At 50.9% G+C, this 23,897-nt stretch carries 22 protein-coding genes and 1 riboswitch; of the genes, 16 read left to right on the forward strand and 6 right to left on the reverse strand.

What is annotated here, in order from left to right; genetic code table 11:
- Window positions 1-45: 45 nt before the first annotated feature.
- The 3 genes from EV210_RS11510 to EV210_RS11520 form a co-directional block, all read right to left on the reverse strand.
- The gene (locus tag EV210_RS11510) at window positions 46-384 is read right to left on the reverse strand and encodes a phage holin family protein (protein ID WP_132080323.1); all 339 of its coding nucleotides are present in this window, start codon (window positions 382-384) and stop codon (window positions 46-48) included.
- Window positions 385-501: 117 nt separating this feature from the next.
- Window positions 502-3,399 carry a collagen-like protein gene (locus EV210_RS11515; protein ID WP_132080326.1) on the reverse strand — a complete coding sequence of 966 codons (2,898 nt, stop codon included), beginning with the start codon at window positions 3,397-3,399 and terminating at the stop codon, window positions 502-504.
- Window positions 3,400-3,567: 168 nt separating this feature from the next.
- The gene (locus tag EV210_RS11520) at window positions 3,568-4,170 is read right to left on the reverse strand and encodes a nitroreductase family protein (protein ID WP_132080329.1); all 603 of its coding nucleotides are present in this window, start codon (window positions 4,168-4,170) and stop codon (window positions 3,568-3,570) included.
- A gap of 165 nt (window positions 4,171-4,335) precedes the next feature.
- On the opposite strand from EV210_RS11520, the gene EV210_RS11525 reads away from it, so the two are divergent.
- On the forward strand, window positions 4,336-4,683 hold the full coding sequence (locus EV210_RS11525; RefSeq protein ID WP_132080332.1) for a winged helix-turn-helix transcriptional regulator: 348 nt from the start codon (window positions 4,336-4,338) through the stop codon (window positions 4,681-4,683).
- A gap of 31 nt (window positions 4,684-4,714) precedes the next feature.
- Here EV210_RS11525 and EV210_RS11530 read toward each other — a convergent pair whose 3' ends face one another.
- Window positions 4,715-5,617 (reverse strand): LysR family transcriptional regulator, encoded by a 903-nt coding sequence (locus tag EV210_RS11530; protein WP_132080335.1) that lies wholly within the window; start codon window positions 5,615-5,617, stop codon window positions 4,715-4,717.
- 128 nt (window positions 5,618-5,745) lie between these two features.
- Here EV210_RS11530 and EV210_RS11535 point away from each other — a divergent pair, with 128 nt between their 5' ends.
- The 6 genes from EV210_RS11535 to EV210_RS11560 all read left to right on the forward strand — a co-directional run bounded on the left by EV210_RS11535 (window position 5,746) and on the right by EV210_RS11560 (window position 10,862).
- Window positions 5,746-6,432 (forward strand): epoxyqueuosine reductase, encoded by a 687-nt coding sequence (locus EV210_RS11535; RefSeq protein WP_132080338.1) that lies wholly within the window; start codon window positions 5,746-5,748, stop codon window positions 6,430-6,432.
- A gap of 175 nt (window positions 6,433-6,607) precedes the next feature.
- Window positions 6,608-7,453, forward strand: a complete 846-nt coding sequence (locus EV210_RS11540; RefSeq protein WP_132080341.1) for a transporter substrate-binding domain-containing protein — start codon at window positions 6,608-6,610, stop codon at window positions 7,451-7,453.
- Window positions 7,454-7,466: 13 nt separating this feature from the next.
- Window positions 7,467-8,162, forward strand: coding sequence for an amino acid ABC transporter permease (locus tag EV210_RS11545; RefSeq protein ID WP_132080343.1), 696 nt, complete (start codon window positions 7,467-7,469; stop codon window positions 8,160-8,162).
- Window positions 8,163-8,188: 26 nt separating this feature from the next.
- The gene (locus EV210_RS11550; RefSeq protein WP_132080346.1) at window positions 8,189-9,397 is read left to right on the forward strand and encodes a M20 metallopeptidase family protein; all 1,209 of its coding nucleotides are present in this window, start codon (window positions 8,189-8,191) and stop codon (window positions 9,395-9,397) included.
- Window positions 9,394-10,110: an amino acid ABC transporter permease gene (locus EV210_RS11555; protein WP_132080349.1), complete on the forward strand. Its 717-nt coding sequence runs from the start codon at window positions 9,394-9,396 to the stop codon at window positions 10,108-10,110. Before EV210_RS11550 ends, EV210_RS11555 begins: the two co-directional genes overlap by 4 nt.
- Window positions 10,107-10,862 (forward strand): amino acid ABC transporter ATP-binding protein, encoded by a 756-nt coding sequence (locus EV210_RS11560; protein WP_132080351.1) that lies wholly within the window; start codon window positions 10,107-10,109, stop codon window positions 10,860-10,862. The genes EV210_RS11555 and EV210_RS11560 overlap by 4 nt, the downstream gene beginning before the upstream one ends.
- Before the next feature lie 56 nt (window positions 10,863-10,918).
- On the opposite strand, the gene pdxR is transcribed toward EV210_RS11560, so the two are convergent.
- Window positions 10,919-12,316, reverse strand: coding sequence for a MocR-like pyridoxine biosynthesis transcription factor PdxR (gene pdxR / locus EV210_RS11565; RefSeq protein WP_132080354.1), 1,398 nt, complete (start codon window positions 12,314-12,316; stop codon window positions 10,919-10,921).
- A gap of 114 nt (window positions 12,317-12,430) precedes the next feature.
- Here pdxR and EV210_RS11570 point away from each other — a divergent pair, with 114 nt between their 5' ends.
- From EV210_RS11570 to EV210_RS11585, 4 genes are all read left to right on the forward strand, one after another.
- Entirely contained in the window at window positions 12,431-13,348 is a 918-nt protein-coding gene (locus EV210_RS11570) for a DMT family transporter (protein ID WP_132080357.1), read from the forward strand.
- 80 nt (window positions 13,349-13,428) lie between these two features.
- Window positions 13,429-13,612, forward strand: a riboswitch (cobalamin riboswitch).
- 127 nt (window positions 13,613-13,739) lie between these two features.
- The gene (locus EV210_RS11575) at window positions 13,740-15,710 is read left to right on the forward strand and encodes a TonB-dependent receptor plug domain-containing protein (protein WP_132080360.1); all 1,971 of its coding nucleotides are present in this window, start codon (window positions 13,740-13,742) and stop codon (window positions 15,708-15,710) included.
- A gap of 104 nt (window positions 15,711-15,814) precedes the next feature.
- Entirely contained in the window at window positions 15,815-16,726 is a 912-nt protein-coding gene (locus EV210_RS11580; RefSeq protein WP_132080363.1) for a 5'-nucleotidase, read from the forward strand.
- A 24-nt stretch (window positions 16,727-16,750) separates the two neighbouring features.
- Complete coding sequence (locus EV210_RS11585; protein WP_165898882.1) at window positions 16,751-17,389, forward strand: tetratricopeptide repeat protein; 639 nt, start codon at window positions 16,751-16,753, stop codon at window positions 17,387-17,389.
- Window positions 17,390-17,510: 121 nt separating this feature from the next.
- Here EV210_RS11585 and EV210_RS11590 read toward each other — a convergent pair whose 3' ends face one another.
- Window positions 17,511-18,818 carry an MFS transporter gene (locus EV210_RS11590; RefSeq protein WP_132080369.1) on the reverse strand — a complete coding sequence of 436 codons (1,308 nt, stop codon included), beginning with the start codon at window positions 18,816-18,818 and terminating at the stop codon, window positions 17,511-17,513.
- A gap of 700 nt (window positions 18,819-19,518) precedes the next feature.
- Between EV210_RS11590 and EV210_RS11595 the strand changes: the two genes are divergently transcribed.
- From EV210_RS11595 to EV210_RS11615, 5 genes are read left to right on the forward strand one after another with little or no spacing between them, the layout of a single operon-like run.
- Window positions 19,519-20,598, forward strand: a complete 1,080-nt coding sequence (locus EV210_RS11595) for an ABC transporter substrate-binding protein (RefSeq protein ID WP_132080372.1) — start codon at window positions 19,519-19,521, stop codon at window positions 20,596-20,598.
- Window positions 20,598-21,611, forward strand: a complete 1,014-nt coding sequence (locus EV210_RS11600) for a FecCD family ABC transporter permease (protein ID WP_132080375.1) — start codon at window positions 20,598-20,600, stop codon at window positions 21,609-21,611. Before EV210_RS11595 ends, EV210_RS11600 begins: the two co-directional genes overlap by 1 nt.
- Window positions 21,608-22,414 carry an ABC transporter ATP-binding protein gene (locus EV210_RS11605; RefSeq protein WP_132080378.1) on the forward strand — a complete coding sequence of 269 codons (807 nt, stop codon included), beginning with the start codon at window positions 21,608-21,610 and terminating at the stop codon, window positions 22,412-22,414. Before EV210_RS11600 ends, EV210_RS11605 begins: the two co-directional genes overlap by 4 nt.
- Entirely contained in the window at window positions 22,407-23,150 is a 744-nt protein-coding gene (locus tag EV210_RS11610; protein WP_243650526.1) for an ABC transporter ATP-binding protein, read from the forward strand. The genes EV210_RS11605 and EV210_RS11610 overlap by 8 nt, the downstream gene beginning before the upstream one ends.
- The gene (locus EV210_RS11615; protein ID WP_132080381.1) at window positions 23,150-23,884 is read left to right on the forward strand and encodes an ABC transporter permease; all 735 of its coding nucleotides are present in this window, start codon (window positions 23,150-23,152) and stop codon (window positions 23,882-23,884) included. The genes EV210_RS11610 and EV210_RS11615 overlap by 1 nt, the downstream gene beginning before the upstream one ends.
- The last annotated feature ends 13 nt before the right edge of the window (window positions 23,885-23,897 follow it).

The following is a 23,897-nucleotide window of genomic DNA, read 5'->3' on the forward strand; positions in this document are numbered from 1 at the left end:
TTTGCCATCCACCAGTTCAGAGTTGGATGAGCTGCAGGGCAGTTTTTAGTCAAATAAGCCGTTCATGATAATATTGGCCACGGAGATGATAAACGCTGTAGCAAATGCCAGCGCAAAGGACGGAATAGTAAGGCCGCTGATGAGGTGCTCTGTCATCATGACCAGCACCGTATTGATCACCAGTGTAAAGAGTCCCAAAGTAAGAAAGGTGATCGGCAGCGAGATGAAGACCAGCAGCGGCTTGATAAACAAGTTGAGCACGCCCAGGGCGATACCTGCCCAGAAAAAGCTCTCCAGGGAGGCGGCGTGGATGGCCGGAAACAAGGCGGCGGCTATGTAGAAGCCCAGCATATTGGCAAGGCAGCGGATTATTATCGTTTTCATCGGTTTGTCCTCCCCTATAGTTATTATACGATGACTATAATACAGAACCAGGGAGAAAACAATAGGTAAGTTGCAAGGACCTGCAATGCTGCAGGTCCTTTTAAGTGCTGCCAAAGGTTAGGGGGTCAGCTTCAGCGCCGTTATTGCGGCATTAACGCCTGCATTGATGGTTTGTGGGACTATTCGTAAATTGACTGTTCCGGGAGGTGTACCCAATGTGTTACTGGTGTGATTTCGTAAGGTTAAGGTATGGCCGGCAGCAACAGTGAGTATGATCATACCTGTAACCGTGTCAAAGGTACGTATATCGACGGTGCTGGAAGGAATAGCGGTGCCGTTATGGAAAAGCGTAAATTGGCTTTCTTCGTTTGTTGAGATGAAGAAGTTTATAAAATAGGTACCACTGCTTTCAAAGGTAAGAGTAGGTGAGCCCGGCAAGTGAGTAAAGCCAATTATGATACCATTCGCTTCAAAGTTAACATCGGTTTCGACTGGGACTGTTTGTGCACTTGTATTGTAAATATGAGCATAAGCGGCGAGGCCCTGTGGTGCAGTAGCCCCAGTAGCGCCAGTGAGGCCGGTAGCACCAGTAGCCCCAGTAGCGCCAGTGAGGCCGGTAGCACCAGTAGCCCCAGTAGCGCCAGTGAGGCCGGTAGCGCCAGTGGCTCCGGTAGCGCCAGTGAGGCCGGTAGCTCCAGTAGCGCCAGTGAGGCCGGTAGCTCCAGTAGCCCCGGTGGCTCCAGTAGCCCCAGTAAGGCCGGTAGCGCCAGTGAGGCCGGTGGCCCCGGTAGCACCAGTATCTCCAGTGGCCCCAGTGGCTCCAGTAGCGCCAGTGGCCCCGGTAGCTCCAGTGGCCCCAGTAGCTCCGGTGGCCCCGGTATCTCCAGTGGCCCCAGTGAGGCCGGTAGCGCCAGTGAGGCCGGTAGCTCCAGTAGCCCCGGTGGCTCCAGTAGCCCCAGTAAGGCCGGTAGCTCCGGTAGCGCCAGTGAGGCCGGTGGCTCCAGTAGCACCAGTGAGGCCGGTGGCCCCGGTGGCTCCTGTTGCACCAGTGAGGCCGGTAGCGCCAGTAGCGCCAGTGAGGCCGGTAGCCCCGGTGGCTCCTGTTGCACCAGTGAGGCCGGTAGCGCCAGTAGCGCCAGTGAGGCCGGTAGCCCCGGTGGCTCCTGTTGCACCAGTGAGGCCGGTAGCGCCAGTAGCGCCGGTAGCCCCGGTAGCCCCAGTGGCCCCGGTAGCGCCCGTAGCACCTGCGTCGCCAGTTGAGCCCGTCACTGCATCGATCGTTACAATAGTAGAACCAGGCGTAACTGTAATATCCAGCGTTGAAGTTTGGAATACGAGGTTTTCACCTTGGCTAACGGTCGCATTACCAACAGGTCCAATTACATTAAACAGAAAATCACCAGGTGCAAATGTGCCAGTAGGATCGGTGGCACCTGTAGCACCCGTAGAGCCAGTGGCTCCGGTAGCCCCAGTGAAACCAGTAGTTCCAGCAAGTCCTGCGGCGCCAGGATCGCCGGTAGCACCTGTAGCGCCAGTAAACCCGGTAGCTCCGGTAGCCCCAGTGGCCCCGGTAGCGCCCGTAGAGCCAGTGGCTCCGGTAGCCCCAGTGAAACCAGTAGTTCCGGTAAGTCCTGCAGTGCCAGGATCGCCAGTAGGACCGGTGGCACCTGTAGCACCCGTAGAGCCAGTGGCTCCGGTAGCCCCAGTGAAACCAGTAGTTCCAGTAAGTCCTGCGGCGCCAGGATCGCCGGTAGCTCCTGTTGCACCTGTAAACCCGGTAGCTCCGGTAGCCCCAGTGGCACCGGTAGCGCCATTGAGGCCGGTAGCTCCAGTAGCCCCGGTGGCGCCAGTAGCGCCGGTTGCCCCAGTAGCCCCGGTGGCTCCGGTAGCGCCATTGAGGCCGGTAGCTCCAGTAGCCCCGGTGGCGCCAGTAGCGCCGGTTGCCCCAGTAGCACCTGTAGCGCCGGTAGCCCCAGTCAGGCCGGTAGCGCCCGTAGCCCCCGTAGCCCCTGTATCACCTGGGTCGCCAGTTGCGCCCGTTGCTGTATCGATCGTTACAATAGTAGAACCAGGCGTAACTGTAATATCCAGCGTAGAAGTTTGGAATATGAGATTTTCCCCTTGGCCAACGGTCGCATTACCCACCGGTCCAATTACATTAAACAGAAAATCACCAGGTGCAAGTGTACCAGTAGGACCGGTCACACCAGCAGCCCCAGTGGAGCCAGTGAGGCCAGTTGCCCCAGTAGCGCCAGTAGTTCCGGTAAGTCCTGCAGCACCAGGATCGCCAGTTGCCCCAGTGGCACCTGTTGCTCCTGTAGCGCCAGTAAAGCCGACTGCCCCTGCAGCGCCGGGATCGCCAGTAGCTCCTGTTGCACCAGTAGCCCCGGTTGCGCCAGTGAGGCCGGTAGCTCCGGTAGCGCCAGTAGTTCCGAGTGCCCCTGCAGCGCCAGGATCGCCAGTGGCTCCTGTTGCACCTGTAGAACCGGTTGCGCCAGTGAGGCCAGTAGCTCCAGTAAAGCCGATTGCCCCTGCAACGCCGGTGGCTCCAGTTGCCCCAGTGGAACCAGTAGCTCCAGTAAGTCCTGCAGCGCCAGGATTGCCAGTGGCACCTGTTGCGCCCATAGAACCGGTGGCACCAGTGAGGCCGGTTGCCCCGGTAGCCCCAGTAGTTCCGGTAAATCCTGCGGCGCCAGGAGAGCCCGTGGCCCCTGTTGTTCCCGTAGAGCCAGTGGTTCCGATAGCCCCGGTGGACCCGGTAGCTCCAGTAATGCCAGGGGCCCCTGTTGTACCTGTAATGCCGGTTGCTCCCGTAGTACCGGTAGGGCCCGTCGTGCCTACCGTTCCAGGGTATGTACAGCGTTGTTCGCAAAGCTTCCAATAGTGCTCGCAAAGATCACAATAACGTTCGCAAGCCTCACATGCATCACAACTGTTTGAGGGATCTGCGCATTTGTCATAGATCACTTTGCAAATTTTTTCATAATTCACATTCGGTTTTTTTCTGCGAGGCATAGTTGCTCCTTTCCGGGTTAAAGTTATCAATAAGAAAATCCAAATTTATATATGTATATGGATTTATTGTTCAAGTGCAACTGGAAAGGGTAAGAACAATGAAAAAAGACCTGTGAATTATCTGATTATAATAATTCACAGGTCTTGTCTTTTAACGGCTGACCGTTGTTATTTAAATACTTTTACCCGGCTGTCAAGATCGGCTACTTGTTTTTCCGGGGGTGTAAATGCAGGTTTGCCAAAAGGCATCTGCGCTACCAGTTTCCAGGTGGCCGGAATATTCCATTCTGCCTGAACGGCGCTGTCGATAATGGGGTTATAGTGCTGCAGGCTGGCGCCGAGGCCTTCGGCTTCTAACGCTGCCCAGACTACCAGCTGGTGCATGGCATTGGTGTGCTGCGACCAGACGGGGAAGTTGTCGGCATACAGCGGGAAGCCTTTCATTAGGCCGTCTACCACTGTTTGATCTTCAAAGAATAACACTGTGCCATAGCCGGAAGCGAAAGCACCGTTTATTTTTTTCTCCGTTTCAATAAACTGCTCAGGGGTGACTAGCTTACGGAGCGTATCCAAGGTAATCTGCCATAATTTTTGGCTTTGCCCGCCAAAGAGTACGACAACTCGCGTGCTCTGGGAGTTAAAGGATGAAGGAGTGTATTTGACGGCATCTTTGACGATTTCTTCGATCCGTTCTTCAGCAACTATTTTTTCATTGCTTAAGCCATAGATACTCCGCCGGTTTTTGAGGGCATCCCAGAATGATTTTGACATATGATTCAGCTCCTTTATTTATTGCAGGGTAACGGCTATGCTACTCTGCATTTACAATATCCGTTTTATTGAATATAATACTATCATGGTACTTAGCAATGCACAAGTACTAAGGAATATATTATATACTAACAAAAAACTTACCATGCTAGTGAGGAGATTACGATGAGTAAGCGGGAGTTATCAACAATTCCCTGCCCGATTGAATATACCATAGAGCTATTAAGCGGCAAATGGAAAATGCATGTTATCTGGCAGGTGGGAAAACAGGGGGTCATCCGGTTTAATGAACTCCGGCGGCAGTTGAACGGTATTTCTAATGTTATGCTGACGCAGACACTGCAAGAACTGCAGGAGGCAGGTGTAATTCACCGCGAACAATATAACGAAGTGCCGCCAAGAGTGGAATATTCTTTAACGGAAATCGGCAAAGAACTTTTGCCGGTATTTACTGTTCTGGAGAAGTGGGGAAAGCTGTCGGGCTGGCGAAAGCCGGACCGGTATTCCTGCTGACAGAGAAAAGAGGAGAAGCGCAGTTGTCAATTCAGGACAACTGCGCTTCTCTTTTAAAGAACTGGAGTACCATGTCAATAAACGCTTTTAAAGCGGGTGACTGCCACTTATCTTTATGATAAATTAATTGGGCCGTTATGCCGAAGGACGGGCCTTGCCAGGGCAGTTCTACCAGTTGGCCGTTCAGCAGGTCCTGCTGCACAACGATTTGCGGCAAAAAGCCGATCCCCCAGCCATCGCAGACAAACCGTTTAATAACCTCATTGCTGCTTACGCCCATGATGGAGGCAGGCTTCACACCTGCCTGGGTGAGAATGCTCTCCAGGATACTCCGGTACGTACAGCCCGGTGAGGTTAGCACAAGCGTCTCACCGGTCAGGTCACACGGGGAGATACTGTGTTGCTGCGTAAGCCGGTGACCGGGAGCGGCAATGACTGACATCGTTTCTTCAAAGAGGACGTGCGTAATCAGGTCTTTTTCGTTGCAGGGGGCGTCGAGAAAGAAGACGACATCAATGACATTTTTGCGAAGTAAGGTCCGGTAATCTCCTCCTGCATCAAAATACAGCTTAATTTCCACTTGCGGATAGTCCCGCCGGAAGGCGTTGAACACTTCCGGCAGCCGGTGCAGACAGAGTGATTCGGCAGTACCGATTGTCAAGGCCCCTTTGGGGGTAAAGGAGCTGGCAATGACCGCTTTGGCCTCATCAGAAAGTGTTACAATCTGCGAAGCATACTCAAAGAGCGATTCTCCGTCTTTGGTCAGCTTGATTTGCTTGCCTAACCGCTCGAATAGCATGGTACCGAATTCTTCCTCCAGCAGCTGAATCTGCCCGGTAACGGACGACTGGGCATAACCCAGCTCATGGGCTGCTTTGGTGAAGCTGGCTAATTTTACGACGGTAAGAAATGTTTTTAGCTGGCGAAATTCCATGATTATCACCCATCAGTTTATTTGAATATGTTCATCAATACTATCAATTTTACCTATTGATAACTCTATGATAGTATATTTTCAAGCAAAGATCCAGCGAAAATGGTGGGTTAAGAGGAGGAAGAGTAATGAATCGAATTGATGCTGCCGAAGTTAAGCTTCGGGCAACTGAGCTGGGAATGGACTTATGCGGCATTGCGCCTGTCGGGCGTTTTGCCGATGCGCCCCAGGGCTTTCATCCCACGGACGTTAATAAGACCTGTAAAAGTGTGATTGTTCTTGCGGCCCGCTTTCCGGTCAGTTCGCTGGCCTCACCGTCAGCGGCGGCGTATACGTTTGTGCGCAATAAAGTGATGGATAAAGTGGACGCCGCTGCCTGCCAGCTGGCAGCCGAGCTGGAAATGCTGGGGGGAAATGCAGTACCAATTCCTTCCTCTGATCCCTATGAATACTGGGATGAGGAAAGAAGGCATGGTCAGGGCATATTATCGCTAAAGCATGCAGCTGTCCGGGCCGGGCTGGGACAGATGGGGAAAAATACGCTGTTAATCAATGACCGCCTGGGCAATATGCTGTGGCTGGGTGCCGTGCTGGTGGATCAGGAACTGGCTGCCGATGAGCCGGTAGGATATCAGGCCTGTATTTCCGGCTGCCGCATTTGTCTCAAGGCTTGTCCGGCACAAGCTCTGGATGGGACTACAATCGTGCAGAAGCAATGCCGGGCAGTATCTTACAAACAAACCGGCGGTGGTGGCGGAGTGTACGCCTGCAACCTGTGCCGCAAGCTTTGTCCGAGCCATAATGGAATCCAATAATTTTTACTCCTTGACAGTGAGTAAACAGCTATATATAATAAACCTAATATAAAAAGCGATGTTAGCGCATCTCTATAAAGCAGTAAGCCGATCAGAAAGCTGAAGGCTAATTTCTCTGGCAAAAGAGAAGTTAGCCTTCTTTTTATTTTGAAAAAACGCAAAGGGGTCTGAGAGAATGAAAACAGCAGTAATAAAGAAAACAGCAGCCAAGGTACTGTTAGCCGGTCTGGTAATAATGGGGTTAGCGTTTACGGCTGGCTGCGGCTCAACCGGCAGTGAACGCCAGGCTGCGGCTACAGGAGAGCAGGTGAAAACCTATTATGTGGGAACCCGGGGAACCTTTAAGCCGTTTACCTACATGAATGACAAAGATCAGTTAACCGGCTATGATATTGAAATTTTGAAAGAAGTGCAGAAACGCAATAAAGATATTCGGTTTGAGTTTAAAACAATGAGTATTGAAAGTGCCTTTGTCAGCTTGAGCTCCAAGCAGGTAGATCTTATTGCCAACCAGATGTCCCGCAATGAGGAACGGGCGGCAAAATATACTTTCACCACAGAAGTCAATAACTATACGCTGACCCGGCTAACGGTACGGGGGGACCGCAATGATATTCAGACGTTGGAAGATCTAAAAGGAAAAACCATGGTACTGGTACCGACCAGCGAAGTAGCGCGGGTAGTAAGGAAGTTTAATGAAACGGCAGAACCGAAAATTAACCTGATCTTTACCGATAAAGGTTCGGCGGAAACATTGAACCTGGTAGCCACCGGACGGGCCGATGCCAGCGGTGATTATGAGGTGGCGGTAACAGAAGCCAGAAAGACGCTGGGCCTTGATGTGAAAAGCGTCGGTGAAGTGATATCCAGTGTGCCTACGTATTTTATTTTACGCAAAGATACGGAAGGACAGCAGCTGGCCGATAAAATTGATGCCACTATCAAACAAATGAAAGCAGACGGAACGCTGAAAAAACTGTCGGAACAGTTTTTAGGTGCAGATTATACTGCCTCAAAATAAGGAGTGCCGCTGGATGGGAAATTATTTTGATCTGGCTTATCTGATCAAGTCCTTCCCGGTCATTTTGTCGTATGTGGATACAACGCTGATCATTACGCTGGTTGCGGCTGTCTTCGGGCTGGCAGCCGGCAGCCTGATTGCCTTGATCCGGATTCATCGCATAGCGGTTCTGGATAGGATCGCAGCCGTGTACATTTCATTTTTCCGGGGAACGCCTTTTTTAGTCCAATTATTTTTGGCCTACTTTGGTCTGCCTGAGTTGTTTCAGAAACTGGGCTACCAGGGAGTACGGGATATTGGACCGCTGTTTTATGTATTCATTGTCTTTTCGCTGCATTTTGGGGCATACAGTGCGGAAGTGATTCGCAGTGCGATACTTGCCGTCGATAAAGGGCAGCTTGAAGCGGCCTATTCGATTGGCATGACACCGGTTCAGGCGTATAGCCGCATCGTTTTGCCCCAGGCGTTTACTATGGCTATTCCGGCGATTTGCAATATTATTATTTCTACCCTCAAGGGAACGGCTCTGGTGTTTAATGTGGGCGTCATTGATATGATGCGCAAAGCCGACCTGCTGGGGGCGAACAGTCAGCGGAGCCTGGAGCTGTATATCGACGTGGCCATTATTTATATCCTGCTGGTCTTTATCATCGGCAGGCTGGGAGCTCTGCTGGAAAAGCAGGCAGCTTATTTTATGCCTCATGAGTAAGTATATAACGGGCAGGTGTGAGTGGCATGGCAACAGTTAATGAAACAATAAAAGCGCTGGCGGACGAGATTTACCCGGAATTGGTGATGCTTCGCCATACGATTCATGCAAATCCGGAGCTAAGTGAGCAGGAATTTGAAACGGCGGCATTAGTCGAAATGGTACTTACCCGCTGGGGTATTTCCTACACCCGGCTGCCGAACAGTACGGCAATTATTGCCCAAATCCGGGGTAACCGGGAAGGGGACGGCAGCATTGGCATCCGGGCGGACATGGATGCCCTGCCTGTTGAAGAAGATACAGGACTGACGTATGCCTCCCGGTACAAGGGCGTTATGCATGCCTGCGGCCATGATGTGCATACCGTGAATCTGTTAGGCACAGGTTATTTGCTGTCTAAACTTAAGGACCACTTTGCCGGGACGGTCAAGCTGGTGTTTCAACCGGCCGAAGAGACGGGCGGCGGTGCGCAGGACATCCTGAATTTTGGGGTATTGGAACAGCCCAAGGTCACTGCTTTTTTGGCTGCCCATGTTTCGGAAGAGGTTCAGACCGGAAGGATTCAGGTAAAAGCGGAGGAAGTGATGCTGGCTGCCAGTGAGTTTTCCATTACGCTTACCGGCAGGGGTGGGCATGGTTCAGCCCCGCATCGCACCGATGATATTATCCTGGCTGCCGCTAAAATTATTCTGGAGCTGCAGTCGATTACCAGCCGGAAAATCAATCATTTTGAACCGGCGGTGATTACGGTGGGCACCATTCACAGCGGTACGCGCAGCAATATTATTCCCCAGGAACTGAGGTTTACCGGGACGATCCGCACGCAAAACAGCAGTCTCCGTGAGGAGATTCATGAACATATTACGACCATTCTCCAGGCCAATGAACTTGTTACGGGCGTGAAGGCAGCTGCCGCGTTCCGTCTGGGGTCGGGAGCCGTTTATAATGACCCGGCACTGACCAGGGAATTTATTGCCGCTGCCTCTGCTGCCATTGGGCAGGAACAGGTGGAAATCACGAAATTTCCCGGCAATGGTTCAGAAAACTTTTACCGGTTTGCCAAAGCCGTGCCGTCGGTGTTTTTCCGGATTGGTGTGAATCCGAATCCGGCGGCGGGGATTGAACCGGCGCACAGTCCCCGGTTTACGGCCGATGATGAAGCCCTGAAAACCGGTGTGACAGTGACTACGGCGGCAGCACTCGCCTTTTTGCAAAAGGAGCGGAGGGCTGTATGAACAATATCCTGGAGTTCTCCTTCATGGCCACGACCTTTGTCGAACTGCTCAGCTATGTGCCGGTGACATTGTTTCTCGCAATCGTGAGTATGCTGCTGGCAAGCATCGTCGGTCTGGCATGCGCTATTGCCCAGATCCGCAGTATTCCGGTGCTTGCTCAGCTGTCCCGGGCCTATTTGCTGCTGGGCCGGGCAATACCGACAATGGTGATGCTCTATCTTGTCTATTTCGGGCTGCCTGTTTTGCTGATGGCGTTTACCGAGCGAACAGGCATTGAGACCGGTTACCGCCATGTGCCGCCAATGGTTTTTGCAATTGTGGGGCTTACGCTGCATACGGGAGCTTATTTAGCGGAGATATTCCGGGCAGCTTTGCTGTCTGTTGACAAGGGGCAGATGGAAGCGGCCCTGTCTGTCGGCATGACCTGGCTGCAGGGCTTTTACCGGATTGTGCTGCGCCAGGCGGCAGTGTTTGCTATGCCGCTGCTGGCGAATCAGTTTCTTGACTTGATTAAGGGAACATCGATTGTTTTTACGATTACAGTGATTGAACTTTTAGGGGCTGCAAAGATTGCCTGCGCTGAGCATTATCGCTATCTGGAAACTTATCTGGTAGTGGCGGTCATGTATTGGGGAATCAGCATTTGCTTTGAGAAGCTGTTCCATTTTGCCGAGCAGAAATTGGCACTCTTTAAAAAAGGAGTGATTTCATGATTGAATTTAGAAATATTCATAAATCCTTTGGGAAAACCGAAGTACTAAAAGGCATCAGCTGCACAATTCCGACCGGGTCTGTAACCGTTATTCTCGGACCAAGCGGCTCTGGTAAGACAACGCTGCTTCGTTCGGTTAACTTCTTGGAGAAGGCTGATCACGGTGAGATTATTCTCAACGAACTCCACATCAATGTGGAAAAAGCGTCGAATGCAGAGATTCATAAAATCCGACAGCATACGGCAATGGTTTTTCAAATGTATAACTTATTTAAGAATAAGACCGCCCTGGAAAACATTATGGAAGGTCTGACTGTGGTCAGGAAAATTCCCAAAGCCGAAGCAAAAGAAACAGCGTTGTACTATTTGGACAAGGTTGGTCTTGCCAATAAGGCGGATGCTTATCCTCATCAGCTGTCCGGCGGGCAGCAGCAGCGCATCGGCATTGCCCGGGCACTAGCGCTCAATCCCGATGTCATTCTTTTTGATGAACCGACCTCGGCACTTGATCCCGAGCTGGTCGGCGAGGTGCTGGAGGTTATGAAGAAGATTGCCCGGGAAGTGAAATGTACGCTGGTGGTGGTGACCCATGAAATTAACTTTGCCCGCGAAGTGGCTGATCAGATTATTTTTATGGATCACGGTGTCATTGTTGAGCAGGGAACACCTGAGCAAATTCTCAATAATCCGCAGGAAAGCCGTACAAAGCAGTTTTTGTCGCGCTATACCTCGTTTACCGAATATACGATATAAGCAGGATACGCTCCCCCTGGCTTTTGCCGTACTGAATGTGCGGTGGAAGCCATTTTTTATTGTTGGTCAAGGCAGTGGGCTAATAACGGAATGCCTTCTCTGATTTCCCGGGCATCGAGATGGCCATAGCCAAGCAGCAGCTTATTCAAGTGACGGCCTTTGACAATGCTATGCTCGTCTACAACGGCAATGCGCAGGCTGCGCTGCCGGCAAACGTTGACGAAGCTGTGATCAAAACATTTGCCTGGGTATTCCAGGGCCAGATGCAATCCGGCTGCATCGCCTATCGTCTGCCAGCCGGTCCCCAGTAGTTCGGTTAGTGCTTTTAGCAGCAGTTCCCGCCGCTGCCCGTACAGCCGCCGCATGCTTTGAATGTGGCGGTCCAGCTTGCGGGTGCGTAAAAACTCTGCCAGTGCCGCCTGTTCAAACGGCGGGTTTTGCACGTCTGTATATAAACGCAGGCGGCGCCAGGCAGGCTGCAGGGCGCGGGGGAGTATGACATAGCCGATCCTGAGGGCGGGAAAGAGAATTTTGCTGAAGGTGCCCACATAGATGACCCGCTGGGGATCTAACGAATAAAGCGGGGCAATGGGTGAACCTGCATAGCGGAATTCACTGTCATAGTCGTCTTCAATCAGGTACAAATCCTGTTTCCGGGCATATTGAACCAACGCGGTGCGTCGTCCTGCCGGTAATATGCCGCCAAGTGGAAACTGATGAGAAGGGGTAACGTATACGGCACAGGCATTTGCTGATGGCAGGGCAGCGGTAATCAGCCCCTGGTCATCGACCGGTACCGGCCGGATTGGAATCCTGTTGTGCCGTAAAGCGTTCAGCATTCCTAAATGGCAGGGATCTTCAACGAGGATTTCCGGTTTCTCTGCCGTTGGCAGCAGTCCGGCCAGGATATGCAGTGCATGGGTAGCACCGGCAGTAATATACACATCCTGTGCCTCAACCGCTATTCCTTTGCTGCGCAGCAGCCAGGCAGCGATTTGTTCGCGTAAAGCAATGAATCCTTCCGGTCCCGAATAGCCCCAATATTCCGGCGGCAGCTGGGCAGCAGCCTGCTGGACCTGCAGCAGCCAGCGCTGACGGGGGAAGTGGCGTAAATCCGGCTGGCCTGTGCGAAAATCAGCCTGGAAGCGCTCAGCAGTGTGTGCTGGCATTACCGGCAGCTGTGGGCTTGGCTGCTGGGGCGCTGCCAGTATAAGCTGTTGTGCTACCCGTGTCGGGGAGCCCTGGCGGCTGATAATATAGCCTTCCGCAGCCAGCATTTCGTAGGTCTCATAGACCGTATTGCGGGAAACGCCGAGCTGTTTGGCCAGTTCACGGGTTGAGGGAAGCGGATCGCCGCTTTGCAGCCCGCCCTGCAGCATTTGTTGCTGCAGCGCCTGATAGATCTGACGGGATAAGGTGATCTCCTTGTTACGGTCTAGCGTGATTCCCCACATAATTCCTCCAACTGGTACTGTTATAAATATGGTTAACTGGCTCTGTAACCAGACCAGTTTATTTGCTACCATTATAACATACCACGAGGATTGGAAGGAAAAGAGGGGGAGCAGATGAAGGCAACTTTTACCGGAATGCTGTATCTAACAGGGGCTTTCAGCCTCGCGGGAACTTCGGTCATTGCAGGCAGCCTGTTGTCCGGCAAGCTGGGAGTGTTCACAATTTCCGCAGTTAGCCTGCTGGTGGCCGTAGTGGGCTTACTGCCGTTTTGTGCTGCGAATTTGCGGGCAGTGCTGCCCTACCTGCCAGTGCGCCGCTGGCTGGAACTGTTTTTGCAGGCCTTGTTCGGTATTTTTCTTTTTCGCATGTTTTTATTGCAGGGCCTGTTAGGAACCAGTGCCGGGGAAGCAGGCATTTTAACGGGTGCTACTCCGGCAGCAACGGCACTATTGGCCTGGCTGTTAGTAAAAGAGCCGCTGGGGCCGGTGCGGGTAATCGGCATTGGGTGTACGGTAAGCGGCATCGCTGTCATTCAGGGATTATGGTACAGCGGCGCTTCCTTCGCTGCTCAGCATGCTGCCGGGAATATGCTGGTCCTCTGTGCGGCACTGAGTGAGTCTATCTTCAACGTGCTTTCCCGTCTGGCAAATGTAAGGGCTGCCAAAGAACAGGAGCGATTCCTCGAACCGGTTGCGCAAAGCGCGCTGGTAAGCGCAATGGCTATGCTGCTTTGTGTGCCGTTTGCGTTGGCTGAGCAGGCTGGTGCCAGGCTCGGCCAGCTGCAGGCAAGTGACTGGGCGGCTTTAATCTGGTATGGCCTGTTCGTAACTGCGTTGGCGTTCTTTTGCTGGTATGAGGGCATTAAGCGCTGCAAGGCCTCGGTTGCTGCCGCTTTTTCCGGTATGATGCCGGTTACGGCATTGCTCTTGTCGGTGCTGTTCTTAGGCGAGCAGGCGGATGCTGAGCGGTGGCTGGGAGCGGTACTGGTATTGGCAGGCATGGTATTCGTTGGGCGAAGCAATAACGCGTAAAAATTTATTTTTATTTGACAAATGCTGACAAGCAATGCTATCCTCTAGAAAGTAATATTTTGGATTCGAAATATACACAATAGAAAACGTTTCAATCAGGTGCCCGAAAGGGCTTAATAGGGAAGTCCGGTGTAAAACCGGCGCGGTCCCGCCACTGTAATGGGGAGTGAATTCGTAGGAATGCCACTGAAGCGGTTAGCTTTGGGAAGGCGCGAAGGAACAATGAACCAGAGCCAGGAGAACTGCCTGCTTGACAATCACCGTTGTACCCACGAGCGATGGGGAGGGGATTTGACAAGCATTTGTTTGCTTGCAGTCTTTGCCCTTCCTGAATTCAGGAAGGGCTTTTCGCTTTTAGATATTGTTACATTTAAAAGGGGAGATTGTAAGAATGAAAGTTAGAAAGCACAAGAAATGTACAAAGCTGGCTGCCCTTGTTTTAGCGGCGATGGCCATGACTTCCACTGCCTGGGCCGGCGTCGAGGAAGCAACGGAATACACCATGGATACCATAGTGGTTACTGCCCAGCGTTATGAGAAGAAGGATCTTGATATTGCAGCGGCAACCGATGTGTATACAAACGAGCAGCTGCGCAATACCGGTGCCAGAAACCTGCAAGAAGCATTGTCAAAAATGCCTGGTCTGCTATATGAAGCAAAAGGTCCGGGCGGGGGTTCAATGGGCTCAATGACCAGTAAGGTAAGCATGCGGGGCGTGCAAAATGGAACTCTGATACTAGTTAATGGTACACCTTTAAACTTACGAACCCTATTTAATTTAGAAGATATTCCCCTGGAAAATATTGAGCGGATTGAAATTGTCAAAGGCGGCGGCAGTGTATTGTACGGCAGTGAGGCTGCTGGCGGCGTTATCAATATAATAATGAAAAAAGAAATGGTGAATACCGTAACTGTCGGCGGCGGCAATTACGGACAGCAGAACTATGGTTTTACGGTACAGGCAGATAAATTGGGTGTAAGCTATACTTATGACAAATGGGGAGATACCGGCAAAAGCTCTTCAACATTAACGGAAGCGTCTGCTCCCACTGCCAAAGAAATGTATAACGTATTTAACGGTTCCGAAAAAAACAACGTTACGCTTAGCTATAAGTTCAGTGATAACGTCGACTTTCTGTATGGTCACAATGAATCGGCAAGCCGCTTTACTTATACATTTGGGAAAAACTATGCAGCAGCGTTCCTTGATCAAGTCCGTTATGACAGGAAGTATGACAATACAAAGGATTTTGTACAACTGAATATAAAAGACGGTGATGTAAAAGGCAATGTCTACTACAACGCCAATAGTCTGCATACTACAGGTAAGGACTATTATAAAGTTGAGACAGGAAAGGATCCTGTGAAAGAGTTTTCCATTAAAGATACGGAAGAAAAAAATAGAACTTATGGCTTTGACCTGCAAAAAGTGGGCAAAGAAAGGGGTTCAACTTGGCTCCTTGGTACTGCGTATCAAAATGAACAATTTATTGACGAAGTGAATGTAAGTTCAACGCGTGAGCGCAATAACTATTCCCTGTACGGTCAATGGGAAAACCCTTTGAATAATGTTGATACTTTAACGCTGAGTGGGCGCAAAAGCTGGACTACCGGTGCTGATGAAGATAAGAATTACAATAACTTTAGTGCTCAGGGGCAATTCGTTCATAAATTAAAAGAAAATGAAAGTGTCTACGCCAGCATTGGCCAATCTTATGTAATGCCGACTTTTAAGCAAATGTATGCTACAAGTGGGGCGGTTATCGGCGACCCAAATCTCAAGCCTCAGACCGGGATGCATTATGAATTGGGATGGAAAAAGAATCACGAGAATCATAAGTGGCGCGTAGCCTTGTTCAATTATAATATTAAGGATAATATTTCCTTCCAAAAGAAAGAACCTAACTTTTATGCTGTGAATGAGGACTTGAAAAACACTGGAATAGAGATCAGCGCTGATATTCAAGGCAATGACGGCTGGTCTTATCAATATGGAGTAACTTATAGCGATCCACAAGGCAAATCAAATTCGCAAAAACCAGGTGCAAAGCAATATTGGGACAGATATTTTGGCCGCTTGCAGCTTAACGGCGGAGCGACATATCAAAAAGAGAAATGGACAACGAGTTTAACCGCTACTTATTTGACAGAACGGGTATTGACACCAAGTGATAAACCTTCCTTTAAAACCAAGCCTTCTTTGCTGACAACTTTAAACGTGAAGTATGCTGTCGACAAGACGAGTGAAATCAATTTAAGCATCGACAATATACTGGATCGCCAGGATAATATTACTCATGCCAGCTCGGCTTATTATTCAACACCGATCAATTACATGCTCAGCTACAAATACAAATTCTAATTCTCAACCTTGTAAAATCCTGCTAACCGGTCTTGGTTTGCAGGATTTTTGCTGGCCGTATGGGAATGTAGCAGTAAACAAGTTCCTTAGAGGGAGGTGCTGGTATGGCGGTCTCATTGGACGGAAAGCTGGTTGTTGCTATCTCTTCACGGGCGCTTTTTAATTTGGATGAAAGCAATGCGATTTTTGAAGAGCAGGGCGAAGAAGTCTACCGGAAGTATCAGATTGAGCATGAAAACGAAATGCTGGAGCAAGGGATAGCCTTTCCTTTGATTAAGCGGCTGTTAGGGCTGCGCAATCCAATGACTAAGGAAGAAATGGTGGAAATTATTCTCGTATCGAAAAATGATCCGAATACAGGCTTGCGGGTATTCAATTCGATTGAGCATCACGGCTTACAAATCAGCAGGGCCGCCTTTACCAGAGGCCGGACGCCGTATAAATATTTAAAAGCCTTTCATGCCGATTTATTTTTATCCGCTAATCCGGAAGACGTGAAATTTGCGCTCGAAAATGGTCATGCCAGCGCCACGATTTATCCCGGCACTTTTTATAAAGAGGATGAGAACCTTGCGGAAATTCGCATCGCCTTTGACGGTGATGCCGTGATTTTCAGTGATGCCGCCGAAATCGTCTACCAGGAAAAGGGGCTGGAACAATTTCAGCAGCATGAAGTAGAGAACTGTGAAACACCATTAGAACCGGGTCCTTTTAAGAATTTCCTTGCTGCTATTAATAATTTGCAGGAAATCTATAAAAATGAAGAGATTAAACCAGTACGAACGGCATTGGTAACTGCCCGCAATGCCCCAGCTCATAAACGGGCGATCAAAACGCTCCGGGCCTGGGGAATCAGCGTGGATGAGGCCTTTTTCTTAGGGGGGCTGGATAAAGCGCCAATTTTGGAAAGCTTCAATCCGCATATCTTTTTTGATGATCAGCATACCTATTGTGTCAAAGCCGCCAAAGTTGTACCGACGGGTCATGTGCCAAACGGTGTGTTAAATACAAAATAAGTTGAAATAATGTGGAGTGAAATCATGCAAGGCAACAAACTAACAGTCATTCTATTGATCTTGCTAGGAGTACTGCTGCTACTGCCGGGCTGCAGCCAAAAGGCAGTTCCGGATAATAAGAGTCAAAACATACAGCCCCTGCCGGCGGCTCCTCCGCTTGATCCGGGGAAGAAGGAAGAGTCCGAACGTTTTTGGGCGCAGGGCTTGAAATTGTATGAGCAATATCAGTACAAAGAAGCGGCAGCCAACTTTGATAAGGCGATTGCTGCCGATCCTGATAACTATAAGGTGTATACGGCCAAAGGGATTTCCCTGTGCTTTGAGGGTGACTATGCAGGCGGCATGGCGCTGATTCAAAAGACACTGGACCGAAAGCCCGGCTATGTACCGGCTTTGTATGATATGGCGATGGCCTATAAGCTGCAAAATCAGCTGGACCAATCGTTAAGCTGGTTTGAAAAAACAATCCAGGGTGATCCGCAAAATACCTGGAGCTACTACGGCATTGCCACCATTTATGCCGACAAGGGGAAGACGCAGGAGTCTCTCAACTACTTGGAAAAGGCAGTTAAGCTAGACCCGGAGGTAAAAGCCGTAGCAAAAGAGCAGGACCATTTTGCCCAAATGCGTAAGCTGCCGGAATTTCAGGCCTTAGTGCGGTAGAAAATACGGTGCTCTTTTGGCATCGCCCAACAGTCTAGGCCTGTCTTCCAAAATACGAGCAAATTAATAGGCGGTACCCTTAGCGGGTACCGCCTATTTTCGTACAACTAGCAACCGGGAGTTAGGATTGTGACACTGCCTTGTTAGCTGAATTTTCAGGAGTAACAAGCGTTTTAGGAATAAGCGGACGCTCCGGTTTAACCATAATCCAGGCGGCCATGCCGATAACGGCGAAGGCCGAGGTTGCTGTAATGGCTGACTGCCAGCCGTACTGTGTTGCTATCCAGGCGGTGAGGATTGGCGCCACAACTCCGCCGAGGTTGCCCCAAAAATTCATCCAGCCCGAAACAGAGCCGGAGAATTTGCCGCCCAGATCGATGCAAGCTGCCCAGCCGGCATTGAAGGTAAGGCCCAGCGAGCCGAGGGACAGTGTCAGCCAGAACACGTTCATGGTGGGGGTGGTGGCAATTGCGCCTAAATAGAGGCCGGCACAGCATAAGGCGAGGCCAACTATGCCAGATACCGTGCGGACTTTATGCTTGGATGCTCCCGACATAATCAGCTTGTCGCTGAAATATCCGGTAGCGAAGGTGACCAAACAAAGTGCAGCCCAGGGAAAGGAGGCGGCTATCCCCATCTTTTGCAGGGAGAAATTTTGTGCTTCCATCAGGTATAAGGGCAGCCAGGCCAAAAATACATACATAATGTAGTCGGTGATGAAGAACTGAATACCGATTGCCCAGAACTGCGGGGAAGAAAGAAAGCTGCGCCAGGGGGCCATTTCTTTTTCTTGTTGCGCTGGCGTATCACTGCCTTCAATATGGGCAAGCTCGGCGGCATTGACAAATCTATTGCCCCGCGGCGATTCTGTGGCAAAATAATACCAGGCCGCAGCCAGTACAATACCGACTGCACCAAAAATCACAAATACCGAACGCCAGCCAAAAGCCAGCATGAGAGCAACCGTAGCGGCAGGTCCGACTACGGGACCAAAGAATACCCCGCCCAGCAGGAAAGACGAACCGCGGGCTTTTTCGTTTGCATTAAACCAGCGGTAAACGAAACGGGTAAAAGAAGGTGCTAACGGTCCTTCGCCAATACCGAACAGGGTCCGGACAACGGCAAACATCGGCAGGCTGGTACAGGCTGCGGTGAGCGCAGTGAATATCGACCAAAATGTTGCGGCTGTTGTAATGACCCGGCGGTGGCCAAATAACTCGGACATAATCCCGCCAGGGATTTGCATGAGGGAATAACCAACGAAAAAGGCTGTTTGCAAAAGACCGATTTGCATTTTGGTGAATTGGAATTCTTTCATAATTTCCGGAGTCGCCACTGATAAGTTTACGCGATCCATATAAGAGATAAAACAGATGAGGAACATGAGTACTGCCAGAAACCAGCGAAATTGAGACGGCTTTTCGTTCATAATAAACCTCCTAAATTGAATAAAAATATGAGAGCTGACTGGTAAAAGGGCTTAAAAAATATAAAAACCTCTTATTCCCCTTAGAATAAAGTGTAAGGGGCAAGAGGCTAATCTCGCGGTACCACCCTTATTAAACCGTTTCGATATAAACGGTTTATCTCGTCAGGTCTAACAACCTTAAGCAAATAACGGTTGCACTCGTTTGAGTCGAGGCCGGCGAAGCTTACTGGGCAAAGTTCCTTTGCTGTTAGGCTGTGCAGTTCGGGAGGGACTGGGCTGTACCGGTTTGTACTGACTCGCACCATCCGTCAGTTCTCTGAAACGCTCTCGATACGCTTTTCTCCGTCATCACTTTTATTGGTTTATTTTATTTTGTAAAGTTGTAAACTTACTTTAGATAAAGTATAGCTACTACCCCAATATTCGTCAAGTCCTTTTTTGTAAATAAAAAACAGTGTCCATTGTAAGAGGACGGGTGAGGGGGAAAGAGACACGGAAAAAATTTAATTAGACCGGCTAATACCACTTGACGATGATAATCATTATCATTATACTAATAGATGAGGACGATTAGTTTCATAAATGCTGGAAATAAAGTAAACAGAAAAAAGAGAGCCAAGAGCTCCGTTGCGCAACCTTAACGCACGGGGCTTTTATTTTTACAGCAGTGTTATGCTTTTTAAAGGAGTGAGGAAACAAGATGACCGGGTGCGAAAGAGTGGTAAGGGAGTTTCGGGGAGATCTGCCGTCTGTAAGGTGCGAATGCTGCAACCGTTTACTATTTCGCGGTGTTGTTGAAACAATTGAGATCAAGTGCCCAAAGTGTGGTGCCGTGCAAGTGCTGAACCGGGGGGAGCAGAGCTGGCTGAAACCCTACGGCCTGCCCAAAAACCGCAGACAGCAAAATCCAGGAGTTGGCATAGCCAGACGGGAGGTGACCGACAGTGCCGGCAGGCTGGTTGCTGTTCCGGGCAGACCGGAACGGGTAATTGCCTTAAATGCCTCCAATCTGGGGCTGTATTATGCGACAGGCGGTAAAGTGGTTGGCAGGGCGTCTACCGAGATGCTGCCGCCTGATATTCGGGAAATGGTCAAAAATATTCCCACGGTAGGTATGCCGCCTAACCCTGACCGGGAGCGGATTATGGCAATGAACCCGGATCTTGTGCTGGGGATGCATGTGCCGATGCATCTTGCTTTGGCCGCGGTTCTGGAAAAGGCGGGCATTCCTGTTTTGCTGCAAGCTTTAACTCATTACACCGACGTATTGGAGACTTTGCGTTTATATGGTGAATTGAGCGGCAATCCGGCTCAGGCCGCAGGAAAAATCCAGGCGATTGAGAACCGGCGCAAAGCAGTGCTCAATCAGCACGCCGGGCAGCCTTCGCCAAGAGTGCTGATTATCTGGGGAATTGCCGATGGATTGTATACTGCTCTTTCCAATAGCTTTGTCGGCGATCTGGTAAAACGGCTGGGCGGCGTTAATGTAGCCGATGTGGCAGCACCGATTGATGCCAATTTAAGTTACGCTCCCGTTGCGCCGGAACTGATTACCGGGTTTGAACCGGATGTAATTCTGCTGATCAGCCATAGCTTTCATGCAGCCGGTTGTGATCGTTTCCGCGCGGAATTAAACGGCCCGGCATGGCAGTCAATGCGGGCGGTACAGCAAAACCACGTTTATCAGCTGCCTTACCAGCTGTTTGCCGTAAACCCCGGACCGCAGCTGGAAGAGGCAATCACGGTGTTAGCCGATTACATGTATCGAGGTTCTCATTGATGAATAGTGTAACTAATGTTGTACGTGACAAGCAGGCTGTGCTGCGTAATGGTGTCAGCCTGGCTGCTTTGGCGGCGCTCATTTTGGTTGTCATAGCCGGAGTCATGCTAGGCTCGGTACCTATCAGCCTGCAGGAAACCTGGCAGTCGCTTACCGGTACTGCTGCCGGCGATGCCTATCAAATCATTCACAATATCCGCCTGCCCCGGGTACTGATCGGGGCGCTGGTGGGAATGAATCTGGCCCTGGCAGGCTGCATTCTGCAGGGCGTTCTGCGCAATCCGCTGGCGGACCCGGGAATCATCGGCGTATCGGCCGGGGCAGGTCTTGCTGCAATGGTGCTGATGATATTGTGGCCGGAATTAACGGCCTTTGTACCGCTGGCCGCGTTCTTTGGAGCAGTTGCCGCTTTAATCCTGGTGCTTGCCCTGGCCTGGAATAAGGGAATAGAACCATTGCCGATGGTACTGGCGGGAGTGGCAGTAGCTGCTTTATTCGGCGGTGCCATGAGTGCCTTGATGATCTTTCACTCCGATAAGATTCAGGGGACAGTTAACTGGATGGCAGGTGGTCTGCAGGGAAGGAGCTGGGGGCATATTCGTATGATCCTGCCGTACAGCATTGTCGGCATCCTGGGCGCTATGATATCGTACCGGTACTTGAACCTGCTCCAGCTTGGTGACGAGGTGGCCAAGGCTTTGGGAACAAGAGTACAGGCGGTGCGGTTTGCGCTGGTGATCCTTGCTGCCCTGCTGGCTGCATCGGCGGTTAGCGTAGCCGGTCTGTTAGGCTTTGTCGGACTCATTGTGCCGCATATTACCAGAATGATCATCGGTTCAGATTTTGAGTATTTGCTGCCCTGCTCAGCCCTGCTGGGAGCAATCACGATAGTTGGAGCCGATCTGGCCGCCCGTACGGTATTTAGTCCGGTTGAAATACCTGTCGGCATTTTTATGGCTTTCCTGGGAGCACCCTTCTTTATCTATCTGCTGAGAAAGGGGATGAGAACATGATTTCTTCCATTGAAGCTCGCCAGGTAGCCCTGGGCTACAGCGGGAAAATAATTTCCCCCTGCCTGGATCTCGCGATCAGCAAGCCGGAGATTATCTCGATCATCGGACCTAACGGCTCAGGCAAATCTACGTTTTTGAAAGCGCTCAGCCGGCTGCTGCCGCCTGAGGCAGGGTCAATCGTACTGAACGGCAAAGATATTCACCGGATGAAGCCGAATGAAGTGGCCCGTATGCTGGCCGTATTGCCCCAGTCCGTTCAGGCTCCGGGAGATATGCGGGTACAGGATCTTGTTGGCAACGGACGTTCCCCCTATATTGGCTTATTCGGACGTCCGGCAGCAGACGATCAGGCTGCTGTTCAGACGGCTATCGAAGCAACCGGAATTGGTGACTTGGCTCACCGCCGCCTGGATACGCTGTCCGGCGGAGAACGGCAGCGGGCCTGGCTGGCAATGGCTCTTGCCCAGCAGCCGCAAATTCTGATGCTCGATGAGCCAACCACGTATTTGGACGTCCATCACCAGCTGGAATTTATGAAGCTGGTCGAGAAACTGCACCGGGAAATGCAGCTGACGGTTGTTATGGTGCTGCATGACTTAAACCATGCCGCCCGTTTCAGCCACCGGGTCATTGCGATGAAACACGGGCAGATTTTTGCCGACGGAACGGCGCAGGAAGTGCTTACAACCGAGAATTTCCGCCTGCTTTATGGTGTGGAGGCTACGGTTATGACAATTGAACAGGGGGGAAGTGTGCATCTTGTCTGCTTGCCCCATGATATCTGCAGCTGTCCAGGTGCCTGATGCTGCCCTGGAGCTGAATAGGATATGCAAATATTATCAGGACAAAACGATAGTCGACCACCTGTCCCTGACAGTAAACAGCGGCGAAATTTTCGGTCTGGTGGGACCAAATGGTGCCGGTAAGACGACGTTAATGAAAATCATTGCCGGGCTCAGCCGTCCGGCGGCCGGTACTGTCCGGGTGTTCGGCAGGGATGCCGTCAGGGAGCATGCCGCTATTAAGCCCCTGATCGGCTGGGTACCGCAGGATAACAATCTGGAGCGGGAGCTGACAGTTGAGGAAGCTTTGTCTTTATATGCCCGCTTGTATGCTGTTCCTGAAGGCAGGATGAGAGTCAGGCAGGTTATGGCAGCGTTTAATCTGGAGGAGTTTGGCGAAAAAGAGATCGGTGTATTATCGGGCGGTATGGCCAGACGTGTGCTGATCGCCCGGGCAGTGCTGCCGGAGCCTGCTATGCTGCTGCTGGATGAGCCTACTGTCGGCCTTGATCCGGATGTCCGGCAGGATATCTGGCAGCTCATCCGCCGCTTGGCCAGTGACGAAAAAACCATTTTTATGACCACGCATTATATGGATGAGGCGGAACAGCTTTGTGACCGGCTGGCACTGTTAAAAGCAGGCAGAGTTGTTGCTTCCGGGACGCCGGTCATGCTGAAACAGCTTGCCGATGAAGCCGGGGACCGCGAAATTACTCTGGAAAAAGCATTTTTGCGCTTGATCAGGAGGGAAGCATAATGGGGTGGTATGTTGTCTTTTGCCGGGAGCTGGTTCTCATGCGAAAAAAAATGGGCAAACTGGGCTATGTTTTTTCGTCGGTGATGTTTCCGGTAATCTATTTGTTTGCTTTTAGCTGGGGCCTGGGATCACGATTGGAAATCAGCGGCGGATATATTCCTTTTCTGGCTAAAAGGATTCTCGGTGTGACCGTTATGCTCAATTCGTTTCAGCAGACTTCGCTCTCGACCAGTGTAGGACGGATCTACTTTAAAACATTGCAAACCCTGATCTTAAGCCCGATTCCCTTGCTTCAGGTTGCCAGCGGTTTGACGCTGGCCGGTGCCACCCGGGGTCTGGTGATGGGCGCCCTCGTCTATGGTGTTGCCTGGCTGTTCTTTTCTGTTCCGCTGTTATCTGCGGCAGCCGTGCTGGCGATGGTGTTAGCGGCATTTTTCTTTGCGGCATTAGGATTAGTAGTGGGACTATGGGTAAATGATCCGGATGAATTATCGCTGGTGAACAATTTCATCATGACGCCGATGATCTTTTTCGGCGGTTCGTTTTTCCCGGTAGAGCATTTGCCGGCACTGGTCAGAGATGTGGTAACGGTATTGCCGCTCAGCTTGGTAAACAGTCTGCTAAGAGTGACGGTTTGGAATGAAGCACCCATACTGAAAATGCTGCTCTTGAGTGGCTTTGCCTGCCTCATACTGCTGCTAGCCACACGCAGGCTGAGCGCCTATAATGAATAAGAAGAGATCGTAA

The organism is Anaerospora hongkongensis, assembly GCF_004339805.1.
Taxonomy (GTDB): domain Bacteria; phylum Bacillota; class Negativicutes; order Sporomusales; family DSM-15969; genus Anaerospora; species Anaerospora hongkongensis.